This window comes from Streptosporangium sp. NPDC002524 (assembly GCF_040295985.1).
Taxonomy (GTDB): domain Bacteria; phylum Actinomycetota; class Actinomycetes; order Streptosporangiales; family Streptosporangiaceae; genus Streptosporangium.
Genome location: NZ_JBEOWK010000029.1, coordinates 17,264 through 43,507 on the forward strand (window position 1 = coordinate 17,264; position 26,244 = coordinate 43,507).

A 26,244-nucleotide genomic window follows, 5' to 3' on the forward strand; every position below is an offset into this window, starting at 1 on the left:
TCCCGCGCCTGCCGCGCCTCCCGTGACAGTGTTCTCCCGTACGGCCGCGCTCACCCCGTCACCCCCGCCTCCGTGTCCCTGCCGCCCTGTCTCGTCCGGCGCGCTCACGAGGGGGTCGCGCCCAGCCACGACAGGCCCTCCCGCCCGCCCGGGCCGTCGTCGCCGCCCCGGGCGCCGACCAGGGCGAGGAAGGCCTCGTTGAGGCCGCGTCCCGCCCTGACCTCGTCCAGCGGCCCCTGGGCGACGATCCGCCCGCGGTCCATCACCGAGACCCAGTCGCACAGGCGCTCGACGAGCTCCATGACGTGGCTGGAGAAGACCACCGTCGACCCGGAGGCGGTGTAGCGCCTGAGCACCTCGACGAGCGTGTTGGCGCTGACCGGGTCGACGCCCTCGAACGGCTCGTCGAGGAAGAGCACCCCGGGGTTGTGCAGCAGCGCCGCGGCCAGACCGATCTTCTTGCGCATGCCGGTGGAGTAGTCGACGACGAGCTTGTCGGCCGAGTCGGTCAGGTCCATGACCTTCAGCAGCTCCTCCGCCCGCCGCCCCACCTCGTCCCTGGGGATGCCGCGGAGCTGGCCGTTGTAGGAGAGCAGCTCCCTGCCCGAGAGCCGCTCGAACAGGCGCAGCCCCTCGGGGAGCACGCCGATGCGGCCCTTGACCGCGACCTGGTCGTGCCAGACGTCGGCGCCGCCGATGTGGGCCGAGCCGCCGTCGGGGCGCAGGAGGCCGGTGACCATGCTGAGCGTGGTGGTCTTCCCCGCGCCGTTGGGGCCGACCAGCCCGGCGAAACCGCCCTGCGGCACCACCAGGTCGACACCCCCCACGGCCACCTGCTGCCCGAACCTCTTGAGCAGCCCCCGTGTCCTGACCGCCTCCGTGACCTCCGGCATGGCACCTCCCTTTCCGGGCCCGACGATCGGCCGCCCCGCACGGGAAACGAACGATCGCCCCCGATAGTTCGCGATGTGAGACGACGGTTACCCTGCTGGGATGAGCGAGTCCCTGAGCGCCGAGCCGTCGGATTCCGGACCCGACATTCACACCACGGCCGGGAAACTGGCCGACCTGGAGCGCCGCCTGGGTGAGGCGGCCCACGCGGGTTCGGCTCGCGCCGTCGAGAGACAGCACGCCGCAGGGAAGATGACCGCCAGGGAGCGGGTGCTCGCCCTCCTCGACGAGGGCAGCTTCGTGGAGTTCGACAAGCTCGCCAGGCACCGGTCCACGAGCTTCGGCCTGGAGCGGCAGCGGCCGTACGGCGACGGGGTCGTGACCGGGTACGGCACGGTCGACGACCGCCCGGTGGCGGTGTTCTCCCAGGACTTCACCATCTTCGGCGGCTCCCTGGGCGAGGTCTTCGGCGAGAAGATCCTCAAGGTCATGGACCACGCGCTGAAGACCGGCTGCCCGGTGATCGGGATCAACGACTCCGGAGGGGCGCGCATCCAGGAGGGCGTCGTCTCGCTGGGCCTGTACGCCGAGATCTTCAAGCGGAACGTCCACGCCTCCGGGGTGATCCCGCAGATCTCGCTGGTCATGGGCCCCTGCGCGGGCGGCGCCGTCTACTCCCCCGCCCTCACCGACTTCGTGCTGATGGTGGCGGAGAAGTCGCACATGTTCATCACCGGCCCCGACGTGATCAGGACGGTCACCGGCGAGGAGGTGACGTTCGAGGAGCTCGGCGGGGCGCACACGCACAGCTCCCGCTCGGGCGTGGCCCACTACGAGGCGTCCGACGAGGCCGACTGCCTGGAGTTCGCCAGGGCGCTGCTGTCCTATCTGCCGTCCAACAACATGGACGACGCCCCGGCGTTCGACGCCGACCCGCCGCTGGAGACGACCGACGAGGACCGCGAGCTCGACACGCTGATCCCCGACTCGGCGAACCAGCCGTACGAGATGCACACGGTTCTCGAACACGTCCTGGACGACGGCGAATTCCTGGAGGTGCACGCGCAATTCGCGCCCAACATCCTCGTGGGTTTCGGCCGGGTCGAGGGACGCCCGGTGGGAATCGTCGCCAACCAGCCGATGAGTTTCGCCGGCACGCTGGACATCTCGGCCTCCGAGAAAGCCGCGCGATTCGTCCGTACGTGCGACGCCTTCAACATTCCCGTCCTGACATTCGTCGACGTCCCGGGATTCCTGCCGGGCACCGACCAGGAATGGAACGGCATCATCCGGCGCGGCGCCAAGCTGCTCTACGCCTACGCGGAGGCGACCGTCCCCCTCGTCACGGTGATCACCCGCAAGGCGTACGGCGGGGCGTACGACGTCATGGGGTCCAAGCACCTGGGCGCCGACGTCAACCTGGCCTGGCCGACCGCGCAGATCGCGGTGATGGGCGCGCAGGGCGCGGTCAACATCCTCTACCGGCGCGAGCTGGCCGCGGCCGAGGATCCGGACGCCCAGCGGGCCGGGTTCGTCGCCGAGTACGAGGACACCCTCGCCAACCCGTATCTCGCGGCCGAACGTGGGTATGTGGACGCCGTGATCCGCCCTTCCGACACCCGGGTCCAGATCGTCAAGGCGCTGCGGACCCTGCGCAACAAGCGCGCGACCCTGCCCCCGAAGAAGCACGGGAACATCCCGCTATGAGGCATCTGAAGATCATTAAAGGGGACGCGACCCCCGAGGAGATCGCCGCTGTGGTGATCGCCCTCGCAACGCGTGCCGCACCGGCGAGTCCGGCGTCGAAAGCCCCGCAGACGTCGAAATCATGGAGCAATCACTCACATCGCATGCGAAAAGCACTTCCTACCGGACAAGGCGCGTGGCGATCCAGCGCACTGCCGAGATAGATCCCGGGAACAGGGTGTCAAGTTGCACGAGAGTTGGGACCATCTAAGAAATGGGCGCATATAGTCAGCCGATCAGCTAGTTCCGAGGCCTGGAGGACGACATGACCATCCTGGACCTCACGTCGCATCCCATCGCCGCGAAGTACGCCGTCCTGGTCGACGTCGGCTACCTGTACGCGGCGGCCGGAGAGGTGCTCCTGAGTGCCAAGGAGCGCAAGGAGTACCGGGTGGCGGCGGACGAGCTGATCCAGGCGTTGCAGAAGCACGCGGAGGAGCGCATCCACGGGGAGCTGCTCCGGATCTACTGGTACGACGCCGCCCGCGACCGGGTCCCGACCGTGGACCAGCGGGTCATCGCCCAGCTGCCCTGGGTCAAGGTGCGCCTGGGCAACCTGAACGCGCGGGGCCAGCAGAAGGGCGTGGACGCGCAGATAAGGAGCGACCTGGAGGCGCTGGCCAGGCACCACGCGGTGAGCGACACGATCCTGCTGGCCGGGGACGAGGACATGGTCCCCGCCGTCGAGGCCGCCCAGGCGTACGGGGTGCGGATCCACCTGTGGGGGGTGGAGCCCCCCTACGGCACCAACCAGGCCGAGCGCCTGGTCTGGGAGTCCGACACCGTCGAGATCATCAGCGCCGACTTCCTGCGGTCCTTCTTCAGCCGCGCCCCCGCGCCGGTGCCGGTGCCGGTCCCCCCGATCGCGCCCTCTCCCGCCCAGGTCTTCGCCGGTCGCACCGCCGCCGCCAAGCCCAAGGTGCCGGTGGGCCAGGTCACCAAGCTGGGCCCGAGCCGCCCGCGCGTCGAGGAGGTCGGCGAGCACGTGGCCCAGAAGTGGATCCTCACCCGTGGCCGCGACAACATCCGCGACCTGCTGCCGGGGCCGATCCTGCCCACGGTGATCGACACCGAGCTGCTCATCGAGGCGGAGAAGGAGCTGGGCCACTCCCTGCGCCCGTACCCCGAGGCACGCGTCTGGCTCCGCGACGGGTTCTGGGCCCGCGTCTACCGGGAGTTCGAGATCGGGGTCGGCGTCTCCTCCAAGTGAGTCGGCGTCTCCTCCACGTGAGAGGTGTGACGGGTCCTCCACGTGAGGGGCGTGACGATCCTCCAAGTGAGGGGTGTGACGGTTCTCCACGTGAAGGGCGTGACGATCCTCCACGTGAGGATCGCGACGGCCTCGTCCGCCTGCCCTCTGCCTGCCCTCCGCCTGCCCTCTGCCCTCCCGCGACGGCCGCCACGACCGCGTCCGATTCCCGCCAGCCGTGCCCCGTGCGCCGCGGGTAGCGTCGTCGGCGTGCCCGTGAAAGAGCTCGACTTCGACTCCTGTTACCGCGCGGTGGCCGCGAGGGACGCCCGGTTCGACGGGCGGTTCTACACGGCGGTCACCTCCACCCGCATCTACTGCCGGCCGATCTGCCCGGCACGCACCCCGTCCACCCGCAACGTGCGGTTCTACCGCCACGCGGCCTCCGCCGAGGCGGCCGGGTTCCGGCCGTGCAAGCGCTGCCGGCCGGAGCTGAGCCCCGGCGACCCCGGCTGGGACCACCGGGGCGACCTGGTCGGCCGGGCGCTGCGGCTGATCGACGAGGGCGTGGCGGACGACGGCGGGATGACCCGGCTCGCCGGGCGGCTGCACATCACCGGACGGCACCTGCACCGGCTGTTCACCGCGGAGATCGGCGTGGGCCCGCTCGCCGTGGCCAGGACCAAGCGCCTGCTGCTGGCCAAGCAGCTGCTCACCGAGACCGGGCTGCCGATCGTCGACGTGGCGTTCGCGTCGGGCTTCGGCAGCGTCCGGCAGTTCAACGCGACCATGAAGGACACCTACGGCTTCACCCCCGGCGAGCTGCGGGCGACGACGGGGACGAAGCCCGGGATGTGCGGCGACGCCCTCACCCTGCGGCTGCACCGCAGGGAGCCGTACGACGCCGCGACCCTGATGCGGTTCCTGGGCACGCGGGCGATCCCCGGGCTGGAGCGCGCGGACGGCACGTCCTACAGCCGGGCCGTCCCCGGCGGCACGATCACCCTCACCCCCGGGCCCGGCCACGTGAAGCTGGACGTGAGCGTCGACGACACCCGCCACCTGGCCAGGATCGTCGCCCGCTGCCGCCGCCTCCTCGACCTCGACGCGGACCCCGAGGCGATCTCCTCCGCGCTCGGCGCGACCTCGCTGGGACCGCTCGTCGCCGCCCGCCCGGGACTGCGCGTGCCCGGCGCCTGGGACGGTTTCGAGATGGCCGTACGCGCGGTGATCGGCCAGCAGATCTCCGTCGCGGGCGCCCGTACCATCCTCGGCCGCGTCGCGGCCAGGGCCGGGCGCCCCACCGGCGGGCAGGGGCTGACCCACCTGTTCCCGTCCGCGGAGGAGCTCGCGGAGGCCGATCTCGGCGGGCTGGGCCTGACCGGGCGGCGGGTGGCGACGCTGAGGGCGCTCGCCGAGAGGGTCGCGGGCGGCGAGATCGACCTGGACGGCGCGCAGGAGCCCGCGGAGGCGGCCGCCGGGCTGCTGGAGGTCCCCGGGATCGGGCCGTGGACCTCCGGCTACATCGCGCTGCGGGCGCTGCGCGACCCGGACGCCTGGCCCGGCGGAGACCTCGGCCTGCGGCGGTCCATGGCCTGCCTGGGCATCCCCGAAGACCACATCGAGCGGTGGCGCCCCTGGCGGGCGTACGCCGCACTGCACCTTTGGAGCTCGGAATGATAGAGGCACAGGTTCTCGACACCCCGGCCGGCCCGCTGGCCATGCTCGCCCGCGAGGGCGTGCTGCTGGCGGCGGGCTTCACCACCACGGGCCCGGAGGAGATGTTCGCCCGGCTCTCCCCCGAGCTGCGCGCCGAGGGGCTCACCCTCACCGGCGATCTGGGCCTGCCGACGCGGGCGGTACGCGACTATCTGGACGGCGACCTCACCGCCCTCGACGCGGTGCCGGTGGAACAGCCGGGCACGCCCACGCGGCAGCGGCTGCTCACCGCCCTGCGCCAGGTGCCCGCGGGCGTCACGATCAGCTACGCCGAGCTCGCCGAGCGGGCGGGGCTGCCCAGGACCGCGGCGAGGGCCGCCGGTTCCGCGTGCGCGCGGAACCTGATCGCGCCGTTCGTCCCCTGCCACCGCGTCCTGCCCTCCACCGGCGGGTACGGCGGCTACTACTACGGCACCCCGGTCAAGCAGTGGCTGCTCACCCACGAGGGCGCACCGGCCGCCGAACGGCTCAGGACCAGGCGGGAGAGCCACTGACCGGTCTTCCCGGCCGTACCCCGCACCTCGACGCGGCCGGTCACGAGCACGCGACCGGCCCGGACGGCAGCCACACCTCGACGCGGCCCGTCACAGGTGCATGGTCGGCCCGGACGACAGCCGCGCCTGACGCGGCCGGCCACAGGTGCGTGACCGGCCCGGACGACAGCCGCTCCTCGACGCGGCCGGCCACAGGTGCGTGAGCGGCGCCCGACGCGGCCGGTCACCGACGCGTGATCGGCCGGTCTTCGCCGGTGCGCCACGCCCCGCCACAGCCGGTCACATGCACCTGACCGGCCCGGACGGCTAGCCGGTCTTCCTGACCGTGCTCTGCACCTCGCCCACCGGGACGTCGCGGGTCGCCCCGACCTCGACCGGGTCGTAGGCGAAGGGCACCACGTCGTCCTCGATGTCGATCTCCCAGACCGAGGTGACCTCCAGCACGTAGACCCCGCGCGGCTGGTCGATCGAGGCCCGTTTGTAGCTCACGCCGCAGGTGAAGTCGGCCCCCTTCTTGTACGGCGTGCCGCTCATGCCGCACCCCTTGGTCTCGACCGTCGCCCGGTCTTCGGTGGTGCCCGAGTCGATCTCGAGGTCCGAGAGGTTGGCGGTCACGGTGGCGCTCATCACCCCGGGCAGCGTCGCGGTCACGGACCTGGTGGTCTCACCGGCACCGTCCAGCCAGACCCAGGTCGGCAGGTTGACGTAGCTCTTGACGTCCGGGTTGAGCTCGATCTTCGGCTCGGGCACGGTCAGCGCGGCGCGGGCGATGTCGACGAGATCCTCTATGGTGAGCCCGTTGGCCGGGGTGGTGCCGGGCTCCACCCACACGAACGGCGGCAGGTTGAGACTGCAGGCCGAGCCGTTCGGGTCGCTCCCGTTGTAGGCCGGTGTCCACCAGGACCCCTCCTGGCCGATCTTGTCCTTGAACTGCTCCAGGAACTGCCGGTATTTCTCCTTGCTCGCCTCGTCCCCCTGCCACGCCTCCGGATTGTTGAATCGATCCAGCATGCCGGTGGCGCTGTCGTCGGGTTCGTACCAGCAGGGGCGCTTGAGCTGGTAGCCGTCGCTCTTGCCGCTGAGCCCGGTCCCGGTAAGGACGATCTTGGAGTTCTCCAGGCGGACCCCGGCGGTCGACCCGTCCTGGAAGCCCTCGCCGTGGGGGCCGGGGTCGAGCATCAGCAACCCCGCGATGAGGAGGTTCGCGATCATCGAAGACATCCCTTCGCGCGTTCACTGGGAAGTACCGCGTGGCGGAACATCGCGATCCGCCATACCCCGTCGTCGCCTCGCCGCATGCCCGCGCTCTGGAAGAAGGGCGCGCGCGTCCACTTGGACTGGCGGGCGGCCTTCCTGCCCGTCGTCGTGTCGATCATCTGCATCCCGCGCTGGTCGACGCACACGTCCAGCTGGGCCCCGCGTCCGACGAGCGAGCTGACGTTCAGCGCGTAGAGCCGGGCGGTCCCCCGTACCGAACGACGCTCGTCGAGGAACTTCTGCCTCCAGGCCAGCGCCTCGCCGGCCACCGTCATCTCCAGCGTGTCAAGGTAGGCGGTGTCACCGTCACCGTTCACGACGGCCTTGAAGGACCCGGCGTAGAAGTCGCGGAAGACCTCGACCATCGCCGTCGTGTTCGCGTCCGGCGCGGCCGGCCACTCGACCAGCACCTTCATGTTCGGCGCGACCCTGACCGTCTCCGTCCTCGGCCCCGGCGGCGTCTCCCCGGTCGCGGAACGTCCAGGGGAGACGGTCGCGGCGGCGTCGGCGGGCAGGTCCACGGGAGTGAACGGCCGCGCCTCCGACGGGGCACAGCCCGCCGACGCGACGAGGGCCGCGAGCAGGGCCGGCGCGATCACGGCACGCATACGGATCACGCTAGGAGTGACCGCCTGCCGAAACCACCGGTATGCACGATTCGGCATGGCCACCTCCTGCATGCCGTCCATGCCGTCCATGCCGTCCATGCTGGTGATCCCGGTGATCCCGGCGATGGAAGGCATGGCCACCCCTTCCGTCCCGTCTCGTCCACCGGCGTCCGCTCGCCCCGGTCCGGCCTGCCCCGGTCCGGCGCGCTCCGTACCTGCGCGTCGTCTCATGGCCGCTCGCCCGCACCGGCCCGCACCGCGAGAGTCCGTCCCGCCCGGGCCCGTCCCGCCCGGGCCCGTCCCGCCCGGGTCCGCCCCGGCCGCCCCGCGCGGCCCGTCATGCGGTCGGGGCCGAGCGCATCCGCCACGAGGGCAGCAGCTCGTCGATGAGGGCCTCGGTCTCGGGGGCCATCCCGCCGCCGTAGGGGTGGGAGGCGGCCCGCCGGTGCAGGGCGTCGACCACGGCGCGCAGGCGGACGGGGTCGGCGGTGAGGTGAGTGGCCCGCAGCAGGTCGCGCCAGAGCCCCTCGTCGTCCGCGGCCAGCAGCAGCCCGGCGCGTACCGCCGCCACGGCCTGGTCGGTCTCACCGCGGGCCAGCCGCACCTCGCAGAGCCGGTGCGCGGCGTCCGCGACGCCCGCGGTCACGTTGTACTCCAGGTCGTCGGCGGCGAGCCAGGCGTAGCGGCCACGGGGGCGGCCGTTCAGCAGCGGGCCCCGTACCAGGCTCAGCGCCCTGTCGAGGAGCGCGGGACGTCCGGCGGGGTTGGCGTGCGACCGGCGGACGAGGTCGCGGAAGAGCATCCAGTCGCTGCGCACCTCGGGGCCGAACCGCAGTCGCCCGGACTCGTCGGCGTAGAGGTTGGGCCGTCCCTGGCTGTCGGTGCCCAGCCAGGCGACGACCCTGGCGATCGTGGCGTCCCTGACCACCGGCTGCACGCCCCTCGGCCAGAGGATGCCGCCGAGCACCACGGGATGGACGCCGCCGGGGTGCGTCGCCAGGTAGACGGCCATCTCGACGGCGATCACGGCCCGCCCCTCCTCCATGGGCGGCGGGCCGACGACCTCGGCGGGGCCGAGGACGCGCACCTCGACCGACGGCGTGTCCGTGACGGCCTCCGGCTCGTCGGAGAGCGGCTCGCCCTCCAGCCGCTCGGTCGCCAGGAACAGGTCGATCAGCGCCCGGTACTGGCGGCGGGGCAGCAGCTGCGCGGCCACGTCGAAGCCGAGCGCGTCCACCTCCGCGCGGCCCTCCTGGGTGATCGTCCAGTTCCAGGTGGCGTGCGGCACCTCGCCCGCGACGACGTATCCGGCGGCCGTCCTCACGCCCTTCCTGGCGAGCAGCGCCAACCGGCGGCCCTCCTCGGGGGTGGGGGCGATCGCGGACAGCAGGTAGTGCGGCGTGCAGACCGGATCGGCGGCGCGCCCGTGGATCCGGCCGGTGAGCACCTCACCGCCGTGGGCGCGCCCCCCGGCCCCGGCCTCCAGCTCGGGCAGGATCTCCGCCAGGGCTCCCACGTACCTGATCCGGTCGGGGGCGATCACGGTCAGCTCCTCGCCGAAGCCGACGAGGGTGACGCGCATCCGGTCCGACCAGCGGTTGGTGGCCAGCTCCACGGCGAGCGCGGCGAGGGCGGCGGTGGTCTGCGGCCCGTTGATGCTGATCGGCCCGTGGGCGGCCTCCAGGTCGACGAGCACCCGGCCCTCGCCGTTGGAACCGAGCGAGACCAGCCCCGGGTACGGGGCGGGCGCGTCGGCGAGCGCCCGCTCGTCGATCATCCGGCCCTCGTGCGCGGGGAGCCGCCAGACCTGGCCGCCGTCGTGGGCGGTCCAGGGCGCGGGCGCCTCGGGGTCGGGCGGGTGGATCCACAGGTCGAGGGTCTGCGGCGACAGGTGGGCGGCGTAGATCGTGGGTGGTACGCGGTTCTCGGCGGCGAGGGACCTGCCGAGGAGCCGGAGCCCGATGTCGAGCATCCGGCTGCCGGGGGCGTCGGCGCCGAGCCTGAGCGCGAGCTCGGCCTGGGCGGCGTCGTCCCTGGGCCGGGTGATCCGGCGTCCGAACGCCCGGTGCCAGAGCTGCTGCCTGCGCCTGCGTCCGAGCGCCGCGAGCAGTCCCGCCGCCGCGAGCGAGGCCCCCGCCAGGTAGTCGAGCGCCCCCAGGCCGGCGTCCTGCCCGCTTTCGGCGCCGCCGGTGCCGTCAGCACTTTCGGCGCTGCCTCCGGGTTCCGGCACCGCCGCCGGGTCCCGCCGTTCCACCTGGCCGGGCTCCTGCCTTTCCGCCTGGCCGGGCTCCTGCCGCCCGCTGTCGGGCACGGTGTCCGGCACGGCTCGCGGGGGGCGTTCGGCGGGCGCCGGGTCGCGGGTGGTGTCCTGGCGCGCCCGGTCCGGTCCGGCCTCCCTCGCTCCGCCGGTCCCGTCGGCGCCGGCCCTGTCACCGGCGTCACCGGCGTCACCGGCCCTGTCGCGGGGGTCGGAGACCTCGGGCGCGGGCTCCGCCGGGAGGTCGGCGCGGCCGGGGGTGATGGTCTGGGTACGGCCGTCCAGCTCCACCGGCTTGTCCCGGTGGTCCTTGAGGGTGTCGTCGCGCGGCTGGGAGGCCGGGACGAGGTGGATGTTGCGCGCGTCGTCCGGCATGTCCAGGACCCAGCCCGGCCTGATCAGGTCGGCCATGTGGAGGCGGCTGCCGTCGGGCTGCTCCTTGTGCTGGTTGAGCCGGTAGATCTCCGGATACCGGCGCCCGTCGCCGAGGCACTTCTCCGCGATCTCCCACAGGCTCTCGTGATGGCGCCCGTGCGGCGGCTGCACCACGTACACCTTCTTGGCCTTGCGCACCGGCTCCAGCTCGGCCCGCTCTCCGGCGGCCGGGCCGGACACCGACGAGAGCCCGGTGGAGACGACGCTGGGACCGGAGGGCGGCAGGCTGGTCAGCTTCGCGATCGGCAGGGCCACCGCGGAGACGGTGAACAGCAGCATGGCCGCCGAGACCAGCCGGTTGGCGAACATCTGCGTGCCGCCGGAGAACGGCACCCTGGCCGGCATGCCGACCCGGCGCAGCCCGGCGTAGATCTCGACCAGCACGCAGACGACCAGCTGCAGCCACGCGAGCCAGACCAGCAGCACGAGGATCGCGACGATCGTGCTCGTGCCCACCTGGCTGGTCAGCAGGTCGAGGTTGAGCAGCTCGGGCGGGAGCGGCGGCCCGGCCAGCCGGTACAGGGCGTAGGGGACCCCCGCGATGAGCGCGACCAGGACGATCAGCGCGCCGAGGCCCGCCAGCAGGTCTCCCGGTGTGCGCCTGGCCTTGATGCGCGCGGGCTGTCGCGTGGGCATTCGTCTCCCTCCCCGTCCAGATTCGTCCTCGGTCAACCGGTGGGCCAGCGATTCACGGCAATTGGTCTTCCCCGATGTCCGGTCCGGCCGTGGCCTCGGCTCTCATCTCCGACCCCGGGAAGCCGAAGGCGGCGAGGAAGAACGCCTTCCAGGTGACGGATACGCCCACGGTGACCTCGGCCTGGGCGCCGCCGAGCGTGCACTCCGTGAGCTGTACGTCGCCGCCGCCGTGGGCGGAGACGATCTCCTCGGCCGGCGCGCAGGCCTCCCCCTCCCCCAGCAGCCGGGCCTGGCCGGTGGCGCGCAGGTGCTCGACGTCGATCTGGTCGGCGGCGGCCCTGGCGGCCTGCTCGGCGACGTCGGCCGCGCGCAGCCGGGCGTTGATCGCCGCCCCTCCGTCGACGAGCAGCCCGGCCAGCAGGAACACCACCACCGAGAAGATCACCGTGAAGATCGACATCGACCCCCGCTCCCGGTGCCGCCTCTCTCCGCCGGCCGGACGAGACGGCCCCCCGGACGCCCGGCACGCCACGGACGGGCGTGCGAACCCCCGCCACACCACGGGCGACCCCACGAATCCCCGGCCCGCCGCTCGCGGGCGCACGAACCCCCGCCACGGCACGGACGGCCGCGCGGATCTCCGCCACACCACCCGTGAGCGTACGAACCTTCGCCACACCACCCGTGAGCGCGCGAACCTTCGCCACACCACCCGTGAGCGCGCGAACCTCCGCCGCGCCGCTCGCGGGCGCACGGATCTCCTCCCCGACGGGGAGCGCACAGGCCCTCTCCGTGTCGCGGGCGGGTGTACGGAGCTCCGGTGCGCCTGAGCCTCCGGAGGGGGCGGATTCACGGGGTTCACTCCTCGACCCTCCGGAACTGCTCCAGCGGGACCACCGAGTCGCCCTTCATGTCCTTGGCCGCGCCGAAGCCCAGGAACTCCAGGTCCAGGGAGCAGGTCACCTCGGCGTGGACCTGGCCGCCCTCCTCCCATTTCGTACCGGACAGGCTCACCTCCGGCTCGCACTCGCCCGACAGGGCGCCGCGGGCCGCCTCGTCCGCGGCGGCCTCGGCGTCGGACAGGGTGCGCTCGACGGAGGCGGCTCTGGCGGCGTCCCTCGCGGCGCCGTTGACCTCGCCCTGGGCCTCCACCACCCTCCCCGCGCCCACCAGGAACAGCAGGAACAGCAGGAAGACCGGGGCGAGCAGCACCGTCTCGGCGCTGAGCGACCCGCGGTCGCCGCCGGTCTCGGGGATCAAGCGGATCACTCGCACCCTTCGCTCCCGTCGTCGGGACGGAAGCACTCGATGGGACCGCCGAAGCGCGCGGTGACGGTGAACGTGGTGGACGGCAGCAGCGGGACGACCTGGACAGCCGAGGCGGTCACCTCGACGCCCCGCAGGTCGCCCTCCTCCCAGGCCGTGACCGTGGCGCCTTCGAGGAGTTTCGGCCCGACGGTCCGGATCAGCTCCTGGGCGCGGGACTCGGCGTCCTGCTGCCAGGACTCGGTGTCGACCCGGGCGAGCCGCGCGCCCTCCCTCGCCGCGGCGTCGGCGATCTGGCGTCCGTGGAACCAGAGGGCGGTCTGCACGATGAGCAGGATGACGACCAGCACCACCGGCATGATGATCGCCAGCTCGACGACCGTGGCACCGCGCTCGCCGCCACGGCCCCCGGCGCCGGAGCGGCCACCGCGCCGCGGCCTCCCGGGCCGGTCGCGCCCGCCGTCCTTCCGCCGGTGCTCCCGGATCTCCCGGTGCTCCCGGTGTTCCCGGATCTCACGGCTCTCCAGGTCGCGGTGCCGCGAGCGATCACGGGTCGCCAAGTTCGCCGCCCCCGCCCCCGCCGCCCCCGCCTCCGCCGAACTGGTTGGAGATCTCGGCCTGCTTCCCCTCGACGAGGGTCTTGATGAGGGTGGCGAGTCCGAGCGCCACCCCGGCGATGATGGCCGTGATGATGACCCATTCGACGGCGGAGGCTCCCCGGGTGGGGGCGCTGCGCGCCTTCTCGATCCGGACGCTCAGGACGGCGGCCGCGTAGACGATCCACGGATGGCTCAGCATTGTCAGGACCCCAACATCTTCATAGCGGCAGGGAAACTCAGAAAGATCACAAAGCCCGCGCAGAGCAGGAGCTGCGCGACGAGCATCGACTGGGAGCGCTCGCCGGCCTGCCCCTCGATCTCGGCGAGCTCGCGGCGCCGCATGGTCGCGGCGCGGGCGGTGAGGGAGGAGCGGACCTTGGCGCCGTCGTCGGCGACGAGCCCGAGCGCGGCGGACAGGTCGCGCAGCTCGTCGACGTTGATCTCGTCGCCGAGCTGGCCGAGGGCCTGCCAGGGGGTGATGCCGACGATCCTGGCGTTGCCGAGCGCCTCGCGGATGCGGGACATCGCCCAGTTGGCCCCCTCCTCGTCGGGCCCCGGGGTGCCCACGGAGACCGCCATCATCAGCGCCTCCGGCACTCCCCGCCCGCCCGCCAGGTTCATCGCGACGAGGTCGAGGAAGGAGCCGACGACGTGCCGGAAGTCGCGGCGCATCCGCGCGGCGTCCCGCTTGACCTGCAGGTCGGGCAGGACGAAGAACAGCCCGGCGACGATGAGCGCCGCCCACAGCGGGACGGTGAGGGAGACGCCCCACTCCATCAGCACCAGCCAACCGACCAGCAGCGGGAACGCCAGCAGCCCGGAGACCGCGAGCAGCACCTTGGTGGCGAGGAAGCCCTCGAACGACCTGCCGAGCAGTGCGAGGTCGGCCCTGGCCGAGCGCGCCTCCCAGCCCCTGGCGGCGTAGAAGCGGGCCATCCGCTCGCCCAGGCCGCGCCGGAACGCGCTGACCTCCTCGTCGGGCAGGATGAGCCGGGCCCGGGGCGCGTCGGTGCCCTCCCTGGCGGCGTCGAGGGCGAGCAGCCGTGTCACCAGCCCGGGGCGGGCCGGGAACAACGCTCTGAACAGCAGGAACAGGCCTATACCGAGCAGCGATCCGGCGAGCAGCGCCTCAGTCATCGCGTACCTCACCTCCGGAGGGCAGGCCGAGCAGGCGGGCGGGCTTGTCGAAGCGGGCCAGGCGGCGCATCCACGCGAACCCGGCGCCGAAGAACCCGGCGACCACCACGAGCACGGCCTGCCCGAGCGTGTTGTCGTACTCCTCGACGTAGGAGGGGTTGAACACGACGAGCATCACGGCGAAGGCGACGGCCGTACCGACCACGATCTGCACGCTGCGGCGGGTGGAGCGGCGCTCGGCCTCGACGCGGCGGCGCATGTCGAGCTCCTCGCGCGCCGAGACGGCGAGCGCGCCGAGGACGTCGCGCAGGCCGGGGCCGCGCAGCTTGGAGTTGAGGATGAGGGCGGCCACGACCAGGTCGGCGGAGGGGTCGTCGAGCTCGTCGGCGAACAGCCTGAGCGCGTCGGGCAGCGCCATCCTGGTGTGCAGGCGGTCGACCATGGACCGCAGGTGCGGGCGGAGCGTGGGCGCCGCCGCCCGGATCGAGGACGGGATCGCCTGCTCCAGCCCGGCCGCTCCGGCGATGGTGTCGCGGAGCGACTCGGTCCAGGCGGCGAGGGCCTCCAGCCGCCGCATCGCGGTGCGTTCCTCCGCGGCGCCGCCGGACAGGCCCCGCCAGGCGATGGCGAGGAGTACGGCTCCCACCGCCATGACCGGCCACCCGGTCACCACGAGCACGACCACCCCGACGATCGCCCCCACCGCGGTCCGGGTGGACAGCGCGCGCAGGAACTCGCGCCTGCCCGCGCTCCTGCCGGGGGTGGACGGCCTGACGGGCACCCCGTACAGGGAGAGGAAGAGCAGGAACAGCCCGGCGCCGAGCGCGAGGCCGGAGAGCAGCACGAGCGGGTCGAACAGGCCCGGGGGGAAGGTCATGCCCAGCCTCCCGGGTCGTAGCCGAAGTGGGCCAGCTCCTCCAGGCACGACAGCGGCGCGTGCGGCACGACCCGGCCGTCGGGCGCCATGGCGAACACCTCGGAGGAGAGCACCCTGCCGTCCACCCCGGCCACCTCGCGCACGCTCGACACGAAGCGGCGCAGCCTGCCGCCCACCGCGTAGTCGTTGCGCTTCTCGATGAACACCACGAAGTCGATCGCGCCCGCGATGAGCATGTGGGTGGCCTCGATCGGCAGGCGCTCGGCGGCCTGGAGCGCGTAGGTGGCGATGCGGTTGAAGACCTCCATCGAGGAGTTGGCGTGGATGGTCGACAGCGAGCCGTCGTTGCCCTGGGTCATCGCGTTGAGCATGGTGACGATCTCGTCGCCGAGGACCTCGCCGACGATCACCCGGGACGGGTTCATGCGCAGGGAGCGGCGGACCAGCTCCGCCATGGTGATCTCGCCCTGGCCCTCGGAGTTGGGGAGCCGCTGCTCGAAGGCGACCACGTTGGGGTGGAGCTCGGGAAACTGGTCGAGGCCGAGTTCCAGGGCGCGCTCGACGGTGATGAGCCGCTCGGACGGCGGAATCTCATTGGCGAGGGCGCGCAACAGGGTCGTTTTCCCGGCGTTCGTCGAACCGGAAATCATGATGTTCTTCCGCGCCGCCACCGCGGCCGAGAGAAAACGCCCCAATTCCGGGGTCAGGCTGCCGTTTCCCACGAGGTCGGTGAGAAACACCTTGCCCAGCCGGGAACGGCGGATGGAGATGGACGGGCGCACCGTCACGTCCATCACGGCCGAGAGCCGGGAGCCGTCGGGAAGGCGCAGGTCGAGCTGGGGGTTGGCGGTGTCGAACGGCCTGCTGGACAGGCCGCTGTAGGCGGCGAGGATCTGGATCAGCTCGACGAGCTCCTCGTCGGACTCGGCCACCGGCTCGCGCATGAGCTCCTGGCCGTCGGCGTAGCCGACGAACACCCGGTCGCAGCCGTTGATGTCGATGTTCTCGACCTCGGGGTCGTCGAGCAGCGGCTGCAGGCGGCCGACGCCGAACAGGGCCGCGTGGATCCCCGCGGCGAGCGCCTCCTCCTCCTCGGCGGTGGGCGGCGTCCTGCCGACGCCGATCTCGCCGCGGGCGAACTCCTCCAGGATCTGGGCGATCAGGGCGCGGGCGAACTGGCGCTCGTCCTCACCGGTCATCGGCAGCAGGCCGCTGGCCTGGTCGAGGCGGCGCTGGTGGGCCAGCCGGTCGCCGACGTCCTGCCGGAAGCGCTTCACCAGCGTGTGGTCGATGGTCACGGCCTCGCCCCCTGCCGGAAGCGGTTGACCGGCGCGTGGTCGGCGGTCACGGCCTCGCCCCCTGCCGGAAGCGCTTGACCCGCTTGGTGGACGGTCACGGTCTCGCCCCCTGCCGGAGGCGCTTGACCCGCGTGTGGTCGGCGGTCACGGCCTCCCCCTGCCGGAAGCGGTTGACCAGGGCGTGGTCGATGGTCACGGCCTCGCCCCGCCCGACGGCTCGACGGGCGAGCGGGACGGCTCGGCGGGCAGGCGGGCGGCCCGCTCCCGGGCGCGGTAGGCCGACTCCGCCGACTCCTGGGCGCGGAGCTGGGCGTCGAGACGGCCGCCCAGCTCCCTGGCGGTGCGGATCAGCAGGGAGCGGTCCAGGCGCCCGCCCCACTGGCCGCGCAGCAGCTCCGCGCCCTTGGGGTCGTGCGCGAGCCCGCTCACGAAGGCGACGTGCCTGCCGGTGCCCGCGACGATCCGGCGCACCTCGTCGATGGTCGTGCGGTACTGCCGGGGGTCGGCGATCACGACCACGCCCACCTGGGGCTCGCGCGGCATGATCTGCAGGCGTTCGCGCAGGTGGGCGACGTGGTCGAGGCTCGCCCTGGTGAACAGTACGACGAGCGAGGCCTCGGTGGTCAGCTCGGCGAGCTGGGGGTGCCCGCCGAGGCGCCCGCAGTCGGCCAGCACGTCGGCGTCGGGCAGCGTGGCCAGTGCGCGGCCGAGCGGGCCCCAGAGCCAGGTCAGCCCGGACGCCTGCTCGCCGTGGGTGAGCCCGGCGAGCACGTCCAGGCCACCGATGATCTTCTGGGTGTGCTCGTGGATCTGGTCGGGGTGCAGGCCCCGGCGGGCCGTGGCCCCCAGGGTGAGCAGGCCCCTGGCGGGGTTGAGCACGCCGCCGTCGGCGCCGGGCAGGCGGTAGGCGATGTCGCCGCCCGCCGGGTCGCACTCGGCGAGCAGCACCGGACGCGGCCAGATCGCGCCGAGCGCGGTCGCCGCCGTGGTCACCCCGGGTGCGCCCTTGTCGGCGGCCAGCACGATGAGCGCCACGTCAGCGCGCTCCCGGCAGCTCGGCGAGCGCGATCTCGCCGGTGGAGGCGTACGCGACGATCTCCGGCGAGATGGAACTGTCGACGATGATGGTGACCAGGCCGTTCGCCCCGGTCCTGCCCGGTGTGCCGATCTGGTGGACCAGGGCGCTCTGCGCCAGCACCCGGCTCTCCCGGTCGCCTCCGGCGCCCCTGCTCGGCACGTGGACGACCTGGACGCGGTCTCCGCGCTCCAGGGTGCCCGGTGTCTGGCCGGGTTTGAGCGACAGGCCGACCTGCGCCTTGCCGGGGCCGAGCTCCCTGCTGGCGGAGACCACCATGTCGCGGGTGAGGAGCGTGCCGGGGATGAGGGTCACTCGGGCGAAGTTCTCGGTGACGCGGGCGCGCTGGGACCAGGCCACGTAGCCGATGCCGGTGTCGGCGATCTGGACCTCCCTCAGCATCGACTCGGTGAAGGGCTGCCCGGCGCCGACCTGCTGGGAGATGGCGATCGCCGAGACGCGGTCGCCGCTGCGCAGGACGAGCAGCGTGGTGGCGAGGGCGCCGCCCAGGATGAGGAGGACGGCGAGGGCGGCGAGGGCTGGTTTGCGCTCGCGTGGGGGCACGGGAAGCTTGCGCGACGCCGGACCCGACAGGGTGCCCGCCGAAGTCTGGCGCTCGGCGTTGACCGGGACACGGCCCGTTGGCTTCTCACTGGTCCTCATGGGTAGGGGGACTCCCAGAGTGATCATAAATATGGGGAACTACTGGTCGAATTTACGCCATTATGCGCACCATGCCGACGGGCTGTCGGGCAAAATCCAGGACCCATGCTCGTTTGATAGGAACACGTCTGTCAACGCCACTTCAGAAGAAAATGGCCGTTTGGCTAGATGACGGAAGACTTATCTGGGTGATAAGGACGGTAATTAACTCTCGTACCAATCGCCCCACCTTTTTCACCCCGCATTCACGTGCCGCGCTCCGGCCGCCTTCACCCGGCCCCTCCCATCCGTCCTCCCACCTCCTGCGGCCGTCCTTCACCCGTCCTTCACCCGCCGTCCTCGCGCGCTTCCCTCCCGCGTCTCCCGCGCCTGCCGCTCTCGCCCCGCCACCGAAGCGGCAGGCCGGAGAGCTCCGGGCGCGGATCAAACCCGGATCAAACCCGGACCAGACCCGGGACAACCCCGGAACGGACCCTGACCGGAACCGGCCGTTCCCCCTCGTTCTCCGAACAGGTTTTCCACAGCCCGGCTCCGCAGGCGGGCCACCGCCCACAAGCCCTCGTATCGCCAAATGCCCACCTAGGACGGCATAACCGGTCAACACCCCCGGATAGTTATCCACAGGTTTTGCCGTTTTCCACATACCGGTCGCGAGTCGTGACATTGCCGCGAACACTCTCTCGGGGACGGTTTTCACTCGGTACGGTGGATCCGGGGCCTGACCCGAGGAGAGCGGCGATGCGGATCATGCTCACCGTGCTCAACGAGCACGCCGACCGCGATGTCGTGGTCGAGGGCGACGAGACGACCACGGTGGCACGGCTCGCGGAGTCCCTGGCGGGCCAGGGAGGCGAGCGGCCGAGCAACGTGGTGCGGCTGACGCGCAGCAAGGCCCCGTACGGGCTGGACCGTGACTCCGCGGGGGCCGAGCCCCCGACGCTGTGGATGGACGGCCGTCCCCTCGACCCCGGCGCCCCCGCGCTCGGCCTGCTCCGCGACGGCGACCTCGTCACCCTCGACCGTTCCCTCGCGGTGGCCACGCTCGCCGAGGAGCCCGGCGGGATCGTGGAGATCCGGGTGGTCGGCGGGCCCGCCGCCGGGTCGGTGCACCGCCTCAGCCTGGGGACGCACACCATCGGCTCCGACCCCGCCTGCTCGGTGGCCGTGACCGACCCCCGGCTGCCCGCGCGGGCCGCGGTGGTGCGGCTCACCCCGGACGCCATCACCGTGGAGCCCGGGGAGGGCACGACGCCCCTGCTGGACCGCGACCCCCTGGAGGGTCCGCTGCCCTGGCCCGAGCACGCCCTGCTGAGCTGCGGCGGGACCGTGCTCACCCTCAAGGCGGTGGAGCCGCCCGACGCCCACCTGGACGCGCAGCCCGACGGCGGGCTGGCCTACAACCGACCGCCCAGGTTCCGGCCGCCGGGCGGCGCGCGGCGCTTCGAGGTCCCGGCCGAGCCCAGGCGGGCCGAGACGATGCGGCTGCAGCTGCTCACCGCGTTCCTGCCCGCCGCGCTGGGGGTGGGCATGTGCATCGCCCTCAACTCGTGGTACTTCCTGCTGTTCGCGTTCATGACACCGCTGATCATGATCGGCCAGTGGTGGAGCGACAGGCGGCACGGCCGCAAGCAGTACCGCCAGCAGGTCAAGGAGTACAAGCAGCGGCTGAAGCTCTTCGAGGCGGCCGTGGAGCGCGCCCGCGCCGACGACGAGACCGCCCGCCGCGCCGCCGCGCCCGACCCCGCCGAGGTGCTGCTCACCGTGACCGGCCCCCGGCGGCGGCTCTGGGAGCGGCGCGACCACGACCCCGACGCGCTGCGGCTGCGGGTCGGCCTCGCCGACCTCCCCGCCGACCTGGAGTTCGCCGCGGAGCGCTCCGCGCCGGTCGACGCCCCGCTGCCCGTGCCGCCCACCTGCCAGGCGGTGCCGGTGGCGCTCGCCATGCGCCGCCTGGGCGTCGCCGGTCTGACCGGGCCCAGGGACACGGCGGCCGGGGTGGCGCGCTGGCTCGTCGGCCAGGCCGCCGCCCTGCACAGCCCGCGCGACCTGGCGATCGTCGTGCTGTCCGCGCACGGCGACGGCGAGGAGCGCTGGAACTGGGTCCGCTGGCTGCCGCACTGCGCCCCGCGCGGCGGCGAGGACTGCGTGGCCCTGGTCGGCGCCGACCCCGAGGCCGCGGCCCGCCGGGTGAGCGAGCTCGCCGCGCTGATCGACGAGCGCCTCGGCGACGACGCCGCCGCGGGCCCCGCCGCCAAGCTGGGCCGCATCCCGGCCGGCTGGGGCGACCTGGGCGGAGCCACGGGTACGGGGTCCGAGCAGCCGTACGCCGCCCCCGTCTACGACGAGCGCCCCTACGACGTGCTGGTCGTGCTCGACGGCGCGCAGGTGCTGCGCGCCCTGCCGGGCATGCCCCAGGTGCTGCGCCAGGGGCCCAGGGCGGGCGTCTACACCCTGGCGATCGACGGCGACCAGCGGCTGCTGCCCGAGGAGTGCGCGACCGTCGCCGCCGTGGAGGCCGACGGCACGGTGCGGCTGCGCGGCGGCGGCCTGGACGACCTCGGGGAGATCCTGGCCGACCAGGTGACGTCCGCCTGGTGCGACCGGCTGGCCCGCTCGCTGGCGCCGATCCGCGACGTCAGCCGCGACGACGCCGGGCTCGCCCTGCCGGACTCCGCGCGGCTGCTGGACCTGCTGGAGCTGCCCTCGGTCTCCGGCGCGGCCCTGGCCAAGCGCTGGGGGCGGGCCACCGAGGCCGTGGTGGGAGCGGGTCCCGAGGGGCCGTTCTCCGTCGACCTGCGCAGGGACGGGCCGCACGCGCTCATCGCGGGCACCACGGGCGCGGGCAAGTCGGAGCTGCTGCAGACCCTGATCTGCTCGCTCGCGGTGGCCAACCGGCCGGACGAGATGACGTTCGTGCTGATCGACTACAAGGGCGGCGCCGCGTTCAAGGAGTGCGTGCGGCTGCCGCACACGGTGGGCATGGTCAGCGACCTCGACGGCCACCTGACCCAGCGGGCGCTGGCCTCGCTCGCCGCGGAGATCCGCCGCCGCGAGCGCCTGCTGCTCGCCGTGGGGGCGAAGGACATCGAGGACTACCACGAGCTGCGCGACGCCCGCACGGCCCGCGCCTCCCGCGACCTGCTCGTCGCCGGGAGCGGCGGGCAGGTCAAGCCGCTGCGCGGGCGCGCGGCGCCGTCCTCGATGGAGCCCCCGGCCCCGCTGCCCCGGCTGGTGCTGGTCATCGACGAGTTCGCGGCGATGGTGAGCGAGCTGCCCGACTTCATGACCGGGCTGGTCGACATCGCCAGGCGGGGACGCTCGCTCGGCATCCACCTCATCCTCGCCACCCAGCGGCCCGGCGGCGTGGTGACCGCCGACATCCAGGCCAACACCTCCCTGCGGATCGCCCTGCGGGTCACCGAGGCGTCGGAGTCGGCCGACGTCATCGGCCGCCCCGACGCCTCGTACATCCCCAAGTCCGCTCCCGGCCGCTGCTACGTGAAGTCGGGCGCGGGGGCGGCGACGGCCGTGCAGACCGCGCGGATCGGCGGCCGGAGCCCCGGCGCGTCGGGGGGCGAGGTGAGGGTACGGGTGACGGAGGTCGGCTGGCAGGCCCTGGGGCATCCCAGGACGGTCCACGCGGGGGCCGAGAGCGGCCACGTCACCGACCTGTCCATACTCGCCGACGCCCTGGTCGAGGCGGCCCGCCTCTCCGGGGTCGCCGAGCAGCCGAGTCCCTGGCTCGAACCGCTTCCCGACCTCGTGACCGTCCCCGTCCTCCCGGCGACGCCCGTGCTGCCCGGTGACGCGCCCCGCGGGCTGCCGTACCGGGCCGGGGTCGAGGAGGTGCCGCCGCTCGCCTTCGGGATCACCGACCTGCCCTGGGCGCAGGACCGGCGGGCGCTCGCGCTCGATCTCGCCCACGGGGGGCACCTGCTCGTCGCGGGCGCCTCGCGCAGCGGGCGCTCCACCGCGCTGCGCACGCTGGCGGGGGCGATCGCCGCCGGGGCCTCCCCCGACGACGTGCACGTGCACGCGATCGACTGCGGCTCGGGCTCGCTGCTGCCGCTGATGGCGATGCCGCACTGCGGGGCGGTGGTGACCCGCGACCAGCTCGACCGGGTGGAGCGGCTGCTGACCCGGCTGCGCGCGGAGGTGGGGCGGCGCCAGCAGCTCCTCGCCGAGGCCGGGTACGCCTCGCTGGCCGAGCTGCGCGCCGCCGCGGACGGCCCGAGGCTGCCATGGCTGGTCCTGATGCTTGACCGGTGGGAGGGGTTCGTCGCCGCGTTCGAGGCGTACGACTACGGGCGGCTCATCGAGTCGCTGATGCAGCTGCTGCGCGAGGGGCCCGCGGTCGGGCTGCGGGCCGTGGTGACCGGCGACAGGTCCGCGCTGATCGGGCAGATCTCCACGGTCTTCGACGACCGGCTGATCCTGCGGCTGGCCGACCCCTCCGACTACGGCCTGGCCGGGCTGCCCGTCAAGGATCTGCCCGCGACGCTCGCGCCGGGCCGCGCGCTGTCGACCGGGGAGCACGGCACGACCGAGAGCCAGATCGCGCTGCTCTGCGACGACCCGTCGGGACCGGCGCAGGTCGCCGCGCTCCAGGCACTGGCCCGCTCGGCGCCGGAGATCGCCGCCGACCCGCCGCTGCGGGTGGACGCGCTGCCGATGCGCGTCACCGCGGCGCAGGTCCTGGACCTGGTGCCCTCCTTCCGGCCGCCGTCCCCGCTGTGGGCGCTGCTCGGCGCCGGGGGCGACTCGCTGGCGCCGCTCGGCGTGGACCTGCTCGCCCACGGCCCCGCCGCGGTCGTCGCGGGCCCGCCCAGGTCGGGCAGGTCCACGGCGCTGCTGACCGCCACCCACTCGCTGCTCTCCCACGGCACCCCCACGGTCCTCGTCACCCCCCGGCGCAGCCCGCTGTGCACGCTGGTGGACACCCCGGGCGTGCTGGCCGTGCTGGACGCGGGCGGCGACCTGCACGAGGCCGTCGCGGGGCAGGACCGCTACGTCGTGATCGTCGACGACGCGGAGCTGATCTCCGCGGACTCCCCCCTGGGCACCGCGCTGGAGCAGGTGCTGCGCAGCGGCAGGGACGGCGAGCACGGCATGATCGTCGGTGGCACCACCGGGGACCTGACCACCGCCTACCGGGGGTTCGCGGCCGAGGCCCGCAAGGGCCGCACGGGCCTGCTGCTGTCGGTCCAGAGCCCCGCCGACGGCGACCTGTTCACCGTCCGCCTGCCGCGCGGCGCGGTCGGCGGTCCCCCCGGGCGCGGCCTGCTGGTGACCCTGGGCTCGGTGGTCCCCGTCCAGGCCGCCGTCACCTGAGGGCCGTCCCGTCGCGTGATGGCCGTCGCGTGAGGGCCGCCGATGAGAAAACGCCCCGGTCCTGAGGACCGGGGCGTTTCGGCGGGCCGTTTCGGCGGACCGTTTCCTAGCGCGTGGCGGACTCGATATTGCCGCGATAGGTGTTGATGACCCGGGAGGCCTCGGCGAGCTCCTCGGACATGCGCTGGAAAGCGGCCCGGTAGTTCTGCCAGGCCTCGCTGAAACGCTGGGCACCGGGCCCCGTCCAGGCGGTGCCGACCTTCGCGGCCTCCCGGTCGAGGGCGGCCACGGTGGCCCTGACCTGGTCGGCCTGCTGGGTGAACTGGGTGGCCATCTGCTGCATTTCCGCGGGATTGCCGCCGAGCAAGTTCTGGCTCATGCCAGTCTCCTTTGGATCGGTGTCGGGAGGAGTCGCCAAACGAAATCACGATAGGCGTAAGGATCACATGGGTATCCGGATTATGCCGAGCGGCTATGGACGTTCCCTCAGTCGCCGAGAGGTTAAACGCTCTCCATTGTCTTGATTTTTGGTAATTCAAGGGACTGGAGGCGTACGGGTGGCGGGTCCCTCACTTCTCACGATCGGCCGGAGGGCGGGCCCCGTCCCTCACGCCCGGCGGGGAGGAGCCCAGCACCTCCCCGCGATCAGAGGACGCCTACACTCCGTTGAAGGCCCGCCAGTCCTCCGTCCGCACGTACTGGCACGTACTGAAGGGAACGACGTCGGTGCACAAGGTCCTGATCGCCAATCGTGGTGAGATCGCGGTGCGGATCGCCCGCGCCTGCAAGGACGCCGGGCTGGCCAGCGTCGCCGTCTACGCCGACCAGGACCTGGACGCGCTCCACGTCCGGGTCGCGGACGAGGCCCGCGCGCTCGGTGGCGCCACTCCCGCGGAGACCTACCTCGACGCCGGCAAGCTGCTGGGGATCGCCGCGGAGGCCGGGGCCGACGCCGTGCACCCCGGTTACGGCTTCCTGGCCGAGAACGCCGGGTTCGCCCAGGCCGTGATCGACGCGGGCCTCACCTGGATCGGCCCGCCCCCGGCCGCGATCACCGCGCTCGGCGACAAGGTCCAGGCCCGCCACATCGCCCAGAAGGTCGGCGCGCCGCTCGTGGCCGGTACCAAGGACCCGGTCTCCGGGAGCGAGGAGGTCGTCGCCTTCGCCACCGAGCACGGCCTGCCGATCGCGATCAAGGCCGCGTACGGCGGCGGCGGACGCGGGCTGAAGGTCGCGCGCACCCTGGAGGAAATCCCCGAGCTGTACGACAGCGCGGTCCGCGAGGCCGTCACCGCCTTCGGGCGGGGCGAGTGCTTCGTCGAGCGTTACCTGGACCGGCCCCGGCACGTGGAGACCCAGTGCCTGGCCGACTCCCACGGCACGGTGGTCGTGGTGTCCACCCGCGACTGCTCGCTGCAGCGCCGCCACCAGAAGCTGGTCGAGGAGGCCCCGGCCCCCTTCCTGTCGCCCGAGCAGCTCGACCTGCTCAACACCAGCTCCAAGGCGATCCTGAAGGAGGCGGGCTACGTCGGGGCCGGCACGTGCGAGTTCCTGGTCGGCCAGGACGGCACGATCTCCTTCCTGGAGGTCAACACCCGCCTGCAGGTCGAGCACCCGGTGACCGAGGAGGTCGCGGGCGTCGATCTCGTACGGGAGATGTTCCGCGTCGCCGACGGCGAGGAGCTCGGCTACGGCGATCCCGTCCCGCGCGGCCACTCGATCGAGTTCCGGATCAACGCCGAGGACGCCGGGCGCGGCTTCCTGCCCGCCCCCGGCACGATCACGCGCATGAGCGCGCCCTCGGGGCCCGGGGTGCGCCTGGACGCCGGGTACGAGACGGGCATGACCGTCCCGCAGTCCTTCGACTCGCTGATCGCCAAGCTGGTGGTGACCGGAGCCACCCGGGCGCAGGCCCTGGAGCGCTCGCGCAGGGCGCTGGCCGAGTTCGAGATCGACGGCATGCCGACCGTGCTGCCCTTCCACCGGGCCGTGGTGGCCGATCCCGCGTTCACCTCCGAACCCTTCGCCGTCCACACCCGGTGGATCGAGACCGAGTTCGACAACACGATCACGCCGTACGAGGGAGAGCCCGGCACGGCCGAGGAGCCGGGCGAGCGGGAGCGGATCACCGTCGAGGTGGGCGGCAAGCGGCTGGAGGTGGTGCTTCCCCCGGGGTTCGCCGCCGGGAGCGCCGGGAGCGCCGGGAACACCGGGAGCGCGGGCCGAGCCTCGAAGGCGCCGCGCCGGGGTGGCGGGGCGGCCAAAAAGGCCGCGAGCGGCGACTCGCTGGTCAGCCCGATGCAGGGCACGATCGTCAAGGTCGTGGTCGCCGACGGCGACACCGTCGCGGCCGGTGACACGATCGTCGTGCTGGAGGCGATGAAGATGGAGCAGCCCATCGCCGCCCACAAGGCGGGCACCGTCACGGGGCTGGCCGCGTCGGTCGGCCAGAGCATCACCTCGGGCGCCGCGATCTGCGAGATCAAGGACGCCTGAGCGCGCTCGCGGGCCGGTGCCGCCGACATGGTCGGCGGCGTCCGCCTGAGCGCCCCCCGCGGGCCGGAGCCGGTACGAGGGCTGGTACGAGGACCGGCGCGGGCCGGGGTCGGCGCGAGGGCCGATACGAGAGTCGGCGCGGGCCGGGACCGACGCGAGGGCCGATACGAGGACCGGCGCGAGGATCGAGTACCCGGGGCCCCGGTCCGGGGACGTTCGCGGTCTCCGCGCGGGCGGGGCCGGTGCGGCGATCGGATACCGGGTGGCGGA

21 protein-coding genes are annotated in these 26,244 nt (G+C 73.1%); 7 read left to right on the forward strand and 14 right to left on the reverse strand.

Annotated features, from left to right (window positions below; genetic code table 11):
• Positions 1-104 precede the first annotated feature (104 nt).
• A complete protein-coding gene (locus tag ABT053_RS35985) occupies positions 105-893 on the reverse strand; it encodes an ABC transporter ATP-binding protein (RefSeq protein WP_350975382.1) in 789 nt (262 codons plus the stop codon).
• 100 nt (positions 894-993) lie between these two features.
• On the opposite strand from ABT053_RS35985, the gene ABT053_RS35990 reads away from it, so the two are divergent.
• The 5 genes from ABT053_RS35990 to ABT053_RS36010 all read left to right on the forward strand — a co-directional run bounded on the left by ABT053_RS35990 (position 994) and on the right by ABT053_RS36010 (position 6,039).
• Positions 994-2,598, forward strand: a complete 1,605-nt coding sequence (locus ABT053_RS35990; RefSeq protein ID WP_350975383.1) for an acyl-CoA carboxylase subunit beta — start codon at positions 994-996, stop codon at positions 2,596-2,598.
• Entirely contained in the window at positions 2,595-2,801 is a 207-nt protein-coding gene (locus tag ABT053_RS35995) for an acyl-CoA carboxylase subunit epsilon (protein ID WP_350975384.1), read from the forward strand. The genes ABT053_RS35990 and ABT053_RS35995 overlap by 4 nt, the downstream gene beginning before the upstream one ends.
• A gap of 101 nt (positions 2,802-2,902) precedes the next feature.
• Positions 2,903-3,847: an NYN domain-containing protein gene (locus ABT053_RS36000; protein ID WP_350975386.1), complete on the forward strand. Its 945-nt coding sequence runs from the start codon at positions 2,903-2,905 to the stop codon at positions 3,845-3,847.
• 249 nt (positions 3,848-4,096) lie between these two features.
• Positions 4,097-5,506: an AlkA N-terminal domain-containing protein gene (locus ABT053_RS36005; RefSeq protein WP_350975387.1), complete on the forward strand. Its 1,410-nt coding sequence runs from the start codon at positions 4,097-4,099 to the stop codon at positions 5,504-5,506.
• Entirely contained in the window at positions 5,503-6,039 is a 537-nt protein-coding gene (locus ABT053_RS36010) for a methylated-DNA--[protein]-cysteine S-methyltransferase (RefSeq protein ID WP_350975388.1), read from the forward strand. Before ABT053_RS36005 ends, ABT053_RS36010 begins: the two co-directional genes overlap by 4 nt.
• A gap of 306 nt (positions 6,040-6,345) precedes the next feature.
• Here the strand turns inward: ABT053_RS36010 and ABT053_RS36015 are convergent, their stop codons facing one another.
• The 12 genes from ABT053_RS36015 to ABT053_RS36070 form a co-directional block, all read right to left on the reverse strand.
• Complete coding sequence (locus ABT053_RS36015; RefSeq protein WP_350975389.1) at positions 6,346-7,251, reverse strand: hypothetical protein; 906 nt, start codon at positions 7,249-7,251, stop codon at positions 6,346-6,348.
• Entirely contained in the window at positions 7,248-8,039 is a 792-nt protein-coding gene (locus ABT053_RS36020; RefSeq protein WP_350975390.1) for a hypothetical protein, read from the reverse strand. Before ABT053_RS36020 ends, ABT053_RS36015 begins: the two co-directional genes overlap by 4 nt.
• A gap of 202 nt (positions 8,040-8,241) precedes the next feature.
• Positions 8,242-11,232, reverse strand: coding sequence for a hypothetical protein (locus ABT053_RS36025; RefSeq protein WP_350975391.1), 2,991 nt, complete (start codon positions 11,230-11,232; stop codon positions 8,242-8,244).
• A 52-nt stretch (positions 11,233-11,284) separates the two neighbouring features.
• Positions 11,285-11,692, reverse strand: a complete 408-nt coding sequence (locus ABT053_RS36030) for a pilus assembly protein TadG-related protein (protein ID WP_350975392.1) — start codon at positions 11,690-11,692, stop codon at positions 11,285-11,287.
• A gap of 398 nt (positions 11,693-12,090) precedes the next feature.
• Entirely contained in the window at positions 12,091-12,501 is a 411-nt protein-coding gene (locus ABT053_RS36035) for a TadE/TadG family type IV pilus assembly protein (RefSeq protein WP_350975394.1), read from the reverse strand.
• Positions 12,498-13,058 (reverse strand): TadE/TadG family type IV pilus assembly protein, encoded by a 561-nt coding sequence (locus ABT053_RS36040; RefSeq protein WP_350975395.1) that lies wholly within the window; start codon positions 13,056-13,058, stop codon positions 12,498-12,500. Before ABT053_RS36040 ends, ABT053_RS36035 begins: the two co-directional genes overlap by 4 nt.
• Positions 13,045-13,296, reverse strand: coding sequence for a hypothetical protein (locus tag ABT053_RS36045; protein ID WP_344750273.1), 252 nt, complete (start codon positions 13,294-13,296; stop codon positions 13,045-13,047). The genes ABT053_RS36040 and ABT053_RS36045 overlap by 14 nt, the downstream gene beginning before the upstream one ends.
• A gap of 2 nt (positions 13,297-13,298) precedes the next feature.
• Positions 13,299-14,234, reverse strand: coding sequence for a type II secretion system F family protein (locus ABT053_RS36050; protein WP_350975397.1), 936 nt, complete (start codon positions 14,232-14,234; stop codon positions 13,299-13,301).
• Positions 14,227-15,111 (reverse strand): type II secretion system F family protein, encoded by an 885-nt coding sequence (locus ABT053_RS36055; RefSeq protein ID WP_350975398.1) that lies wholly within the window; start codon positions 15,109-15,111, stop codon positions 14,227-14,229. The genes ABT053_RS36050 and ABT053_RS36055 overlap by 8 nt, the downstream gene beginning before the upstream one ends.
• Positions 15,108-16,409: a TadA family conjugal transfer-associated ATPase gene (locus tag ABT053_RS36060; RefSeq protein ID WP_350975399.1), complete on the reverse strand. Its 1,302-nt coding sequence runs from the start codon at positions 16,407-16,409 to the stop codon at positions 15,108-15,110. The genes ABT053_RS36055 and ABT053_RS36060 overlap by 4 nt, the downstream gene beginning before the upstream one ends.
• A 192-nt stretch (positions 16,410-16,601) precedes the next feature.
• Positions 16,602-17,444, reverse strand: coding sequence for a CpaE/TadZ family protein (locus ABT053_RS36065; protein WP_350975400.1), 843 nt, complete (start codon positions 17,442-17,444; stop codon positions 16,602-16,604).
• Between the two features lies 1 nt (position 17,445).
• On the reverse strand, positions 17,446-18,147 hold the full coding sequence (locus ABT053_RS36070) for a CpaB family protein (protein WP_350975401.1): 702 nt from the start codon (positions 18,145-18,147) through the stop codon (positions 17,446-17,448).
• 738 nt (positions 18,148-18,885) lie between these two features.
• Here ABT053_RS36070 and ABT053_RS36075 point away from each other — a divergent pair.
• Positions 18,886-23,478, forward strand: coding sequence for a type VII secretion EssC family protein (locus tag ABT053_RS36075; RefSeq protein WP_350975402.1), 4,593 nt, complete (start codon positions 18,886-18,888; stop codon positions 23,476-23,478).
• Between the two features lie 106 nt (positions 23,479-23,584).
• Here ABT053_RS36075 and ABT053_RS36080 read toward each other — a convergent pair whose 3' ends face one another.
• Positions 23,585-23,857 carry a WXG100 family type VII secretion target gene (locus ABT053_RS36080; RefSeq protein WP_329090315.1) on the reverse strand — a complete coding sequence of 91 codons (273 nt, stop codon included), beginning with the start codon at positions 23,855-23,857 and terminating at the stop codon, positions 23,585-23,587.
• A gap of 347 nt (positions 23,858-24,204) precedes the next feature.
• Between ABT053_RS36080 and ABT053_RS36085 the strand changes: the two genes are divergently transcribed.
• Positions 24,205-25,974: an acetyl/propionyl/methylcrotonyl-CoA carboxylase subunit alpha gene (locus tag ABT053_RS36085; protein WP_350975404.1), complete on the forward strand. Its 1,770-nt coding sequence runs from the start codon at positions 24,205-24,207 to the stop codon at positions 25,972-25,974.
• The last annotated feature ends 270 nt before the right edge of the window (positions 25,975-26,244 follow it).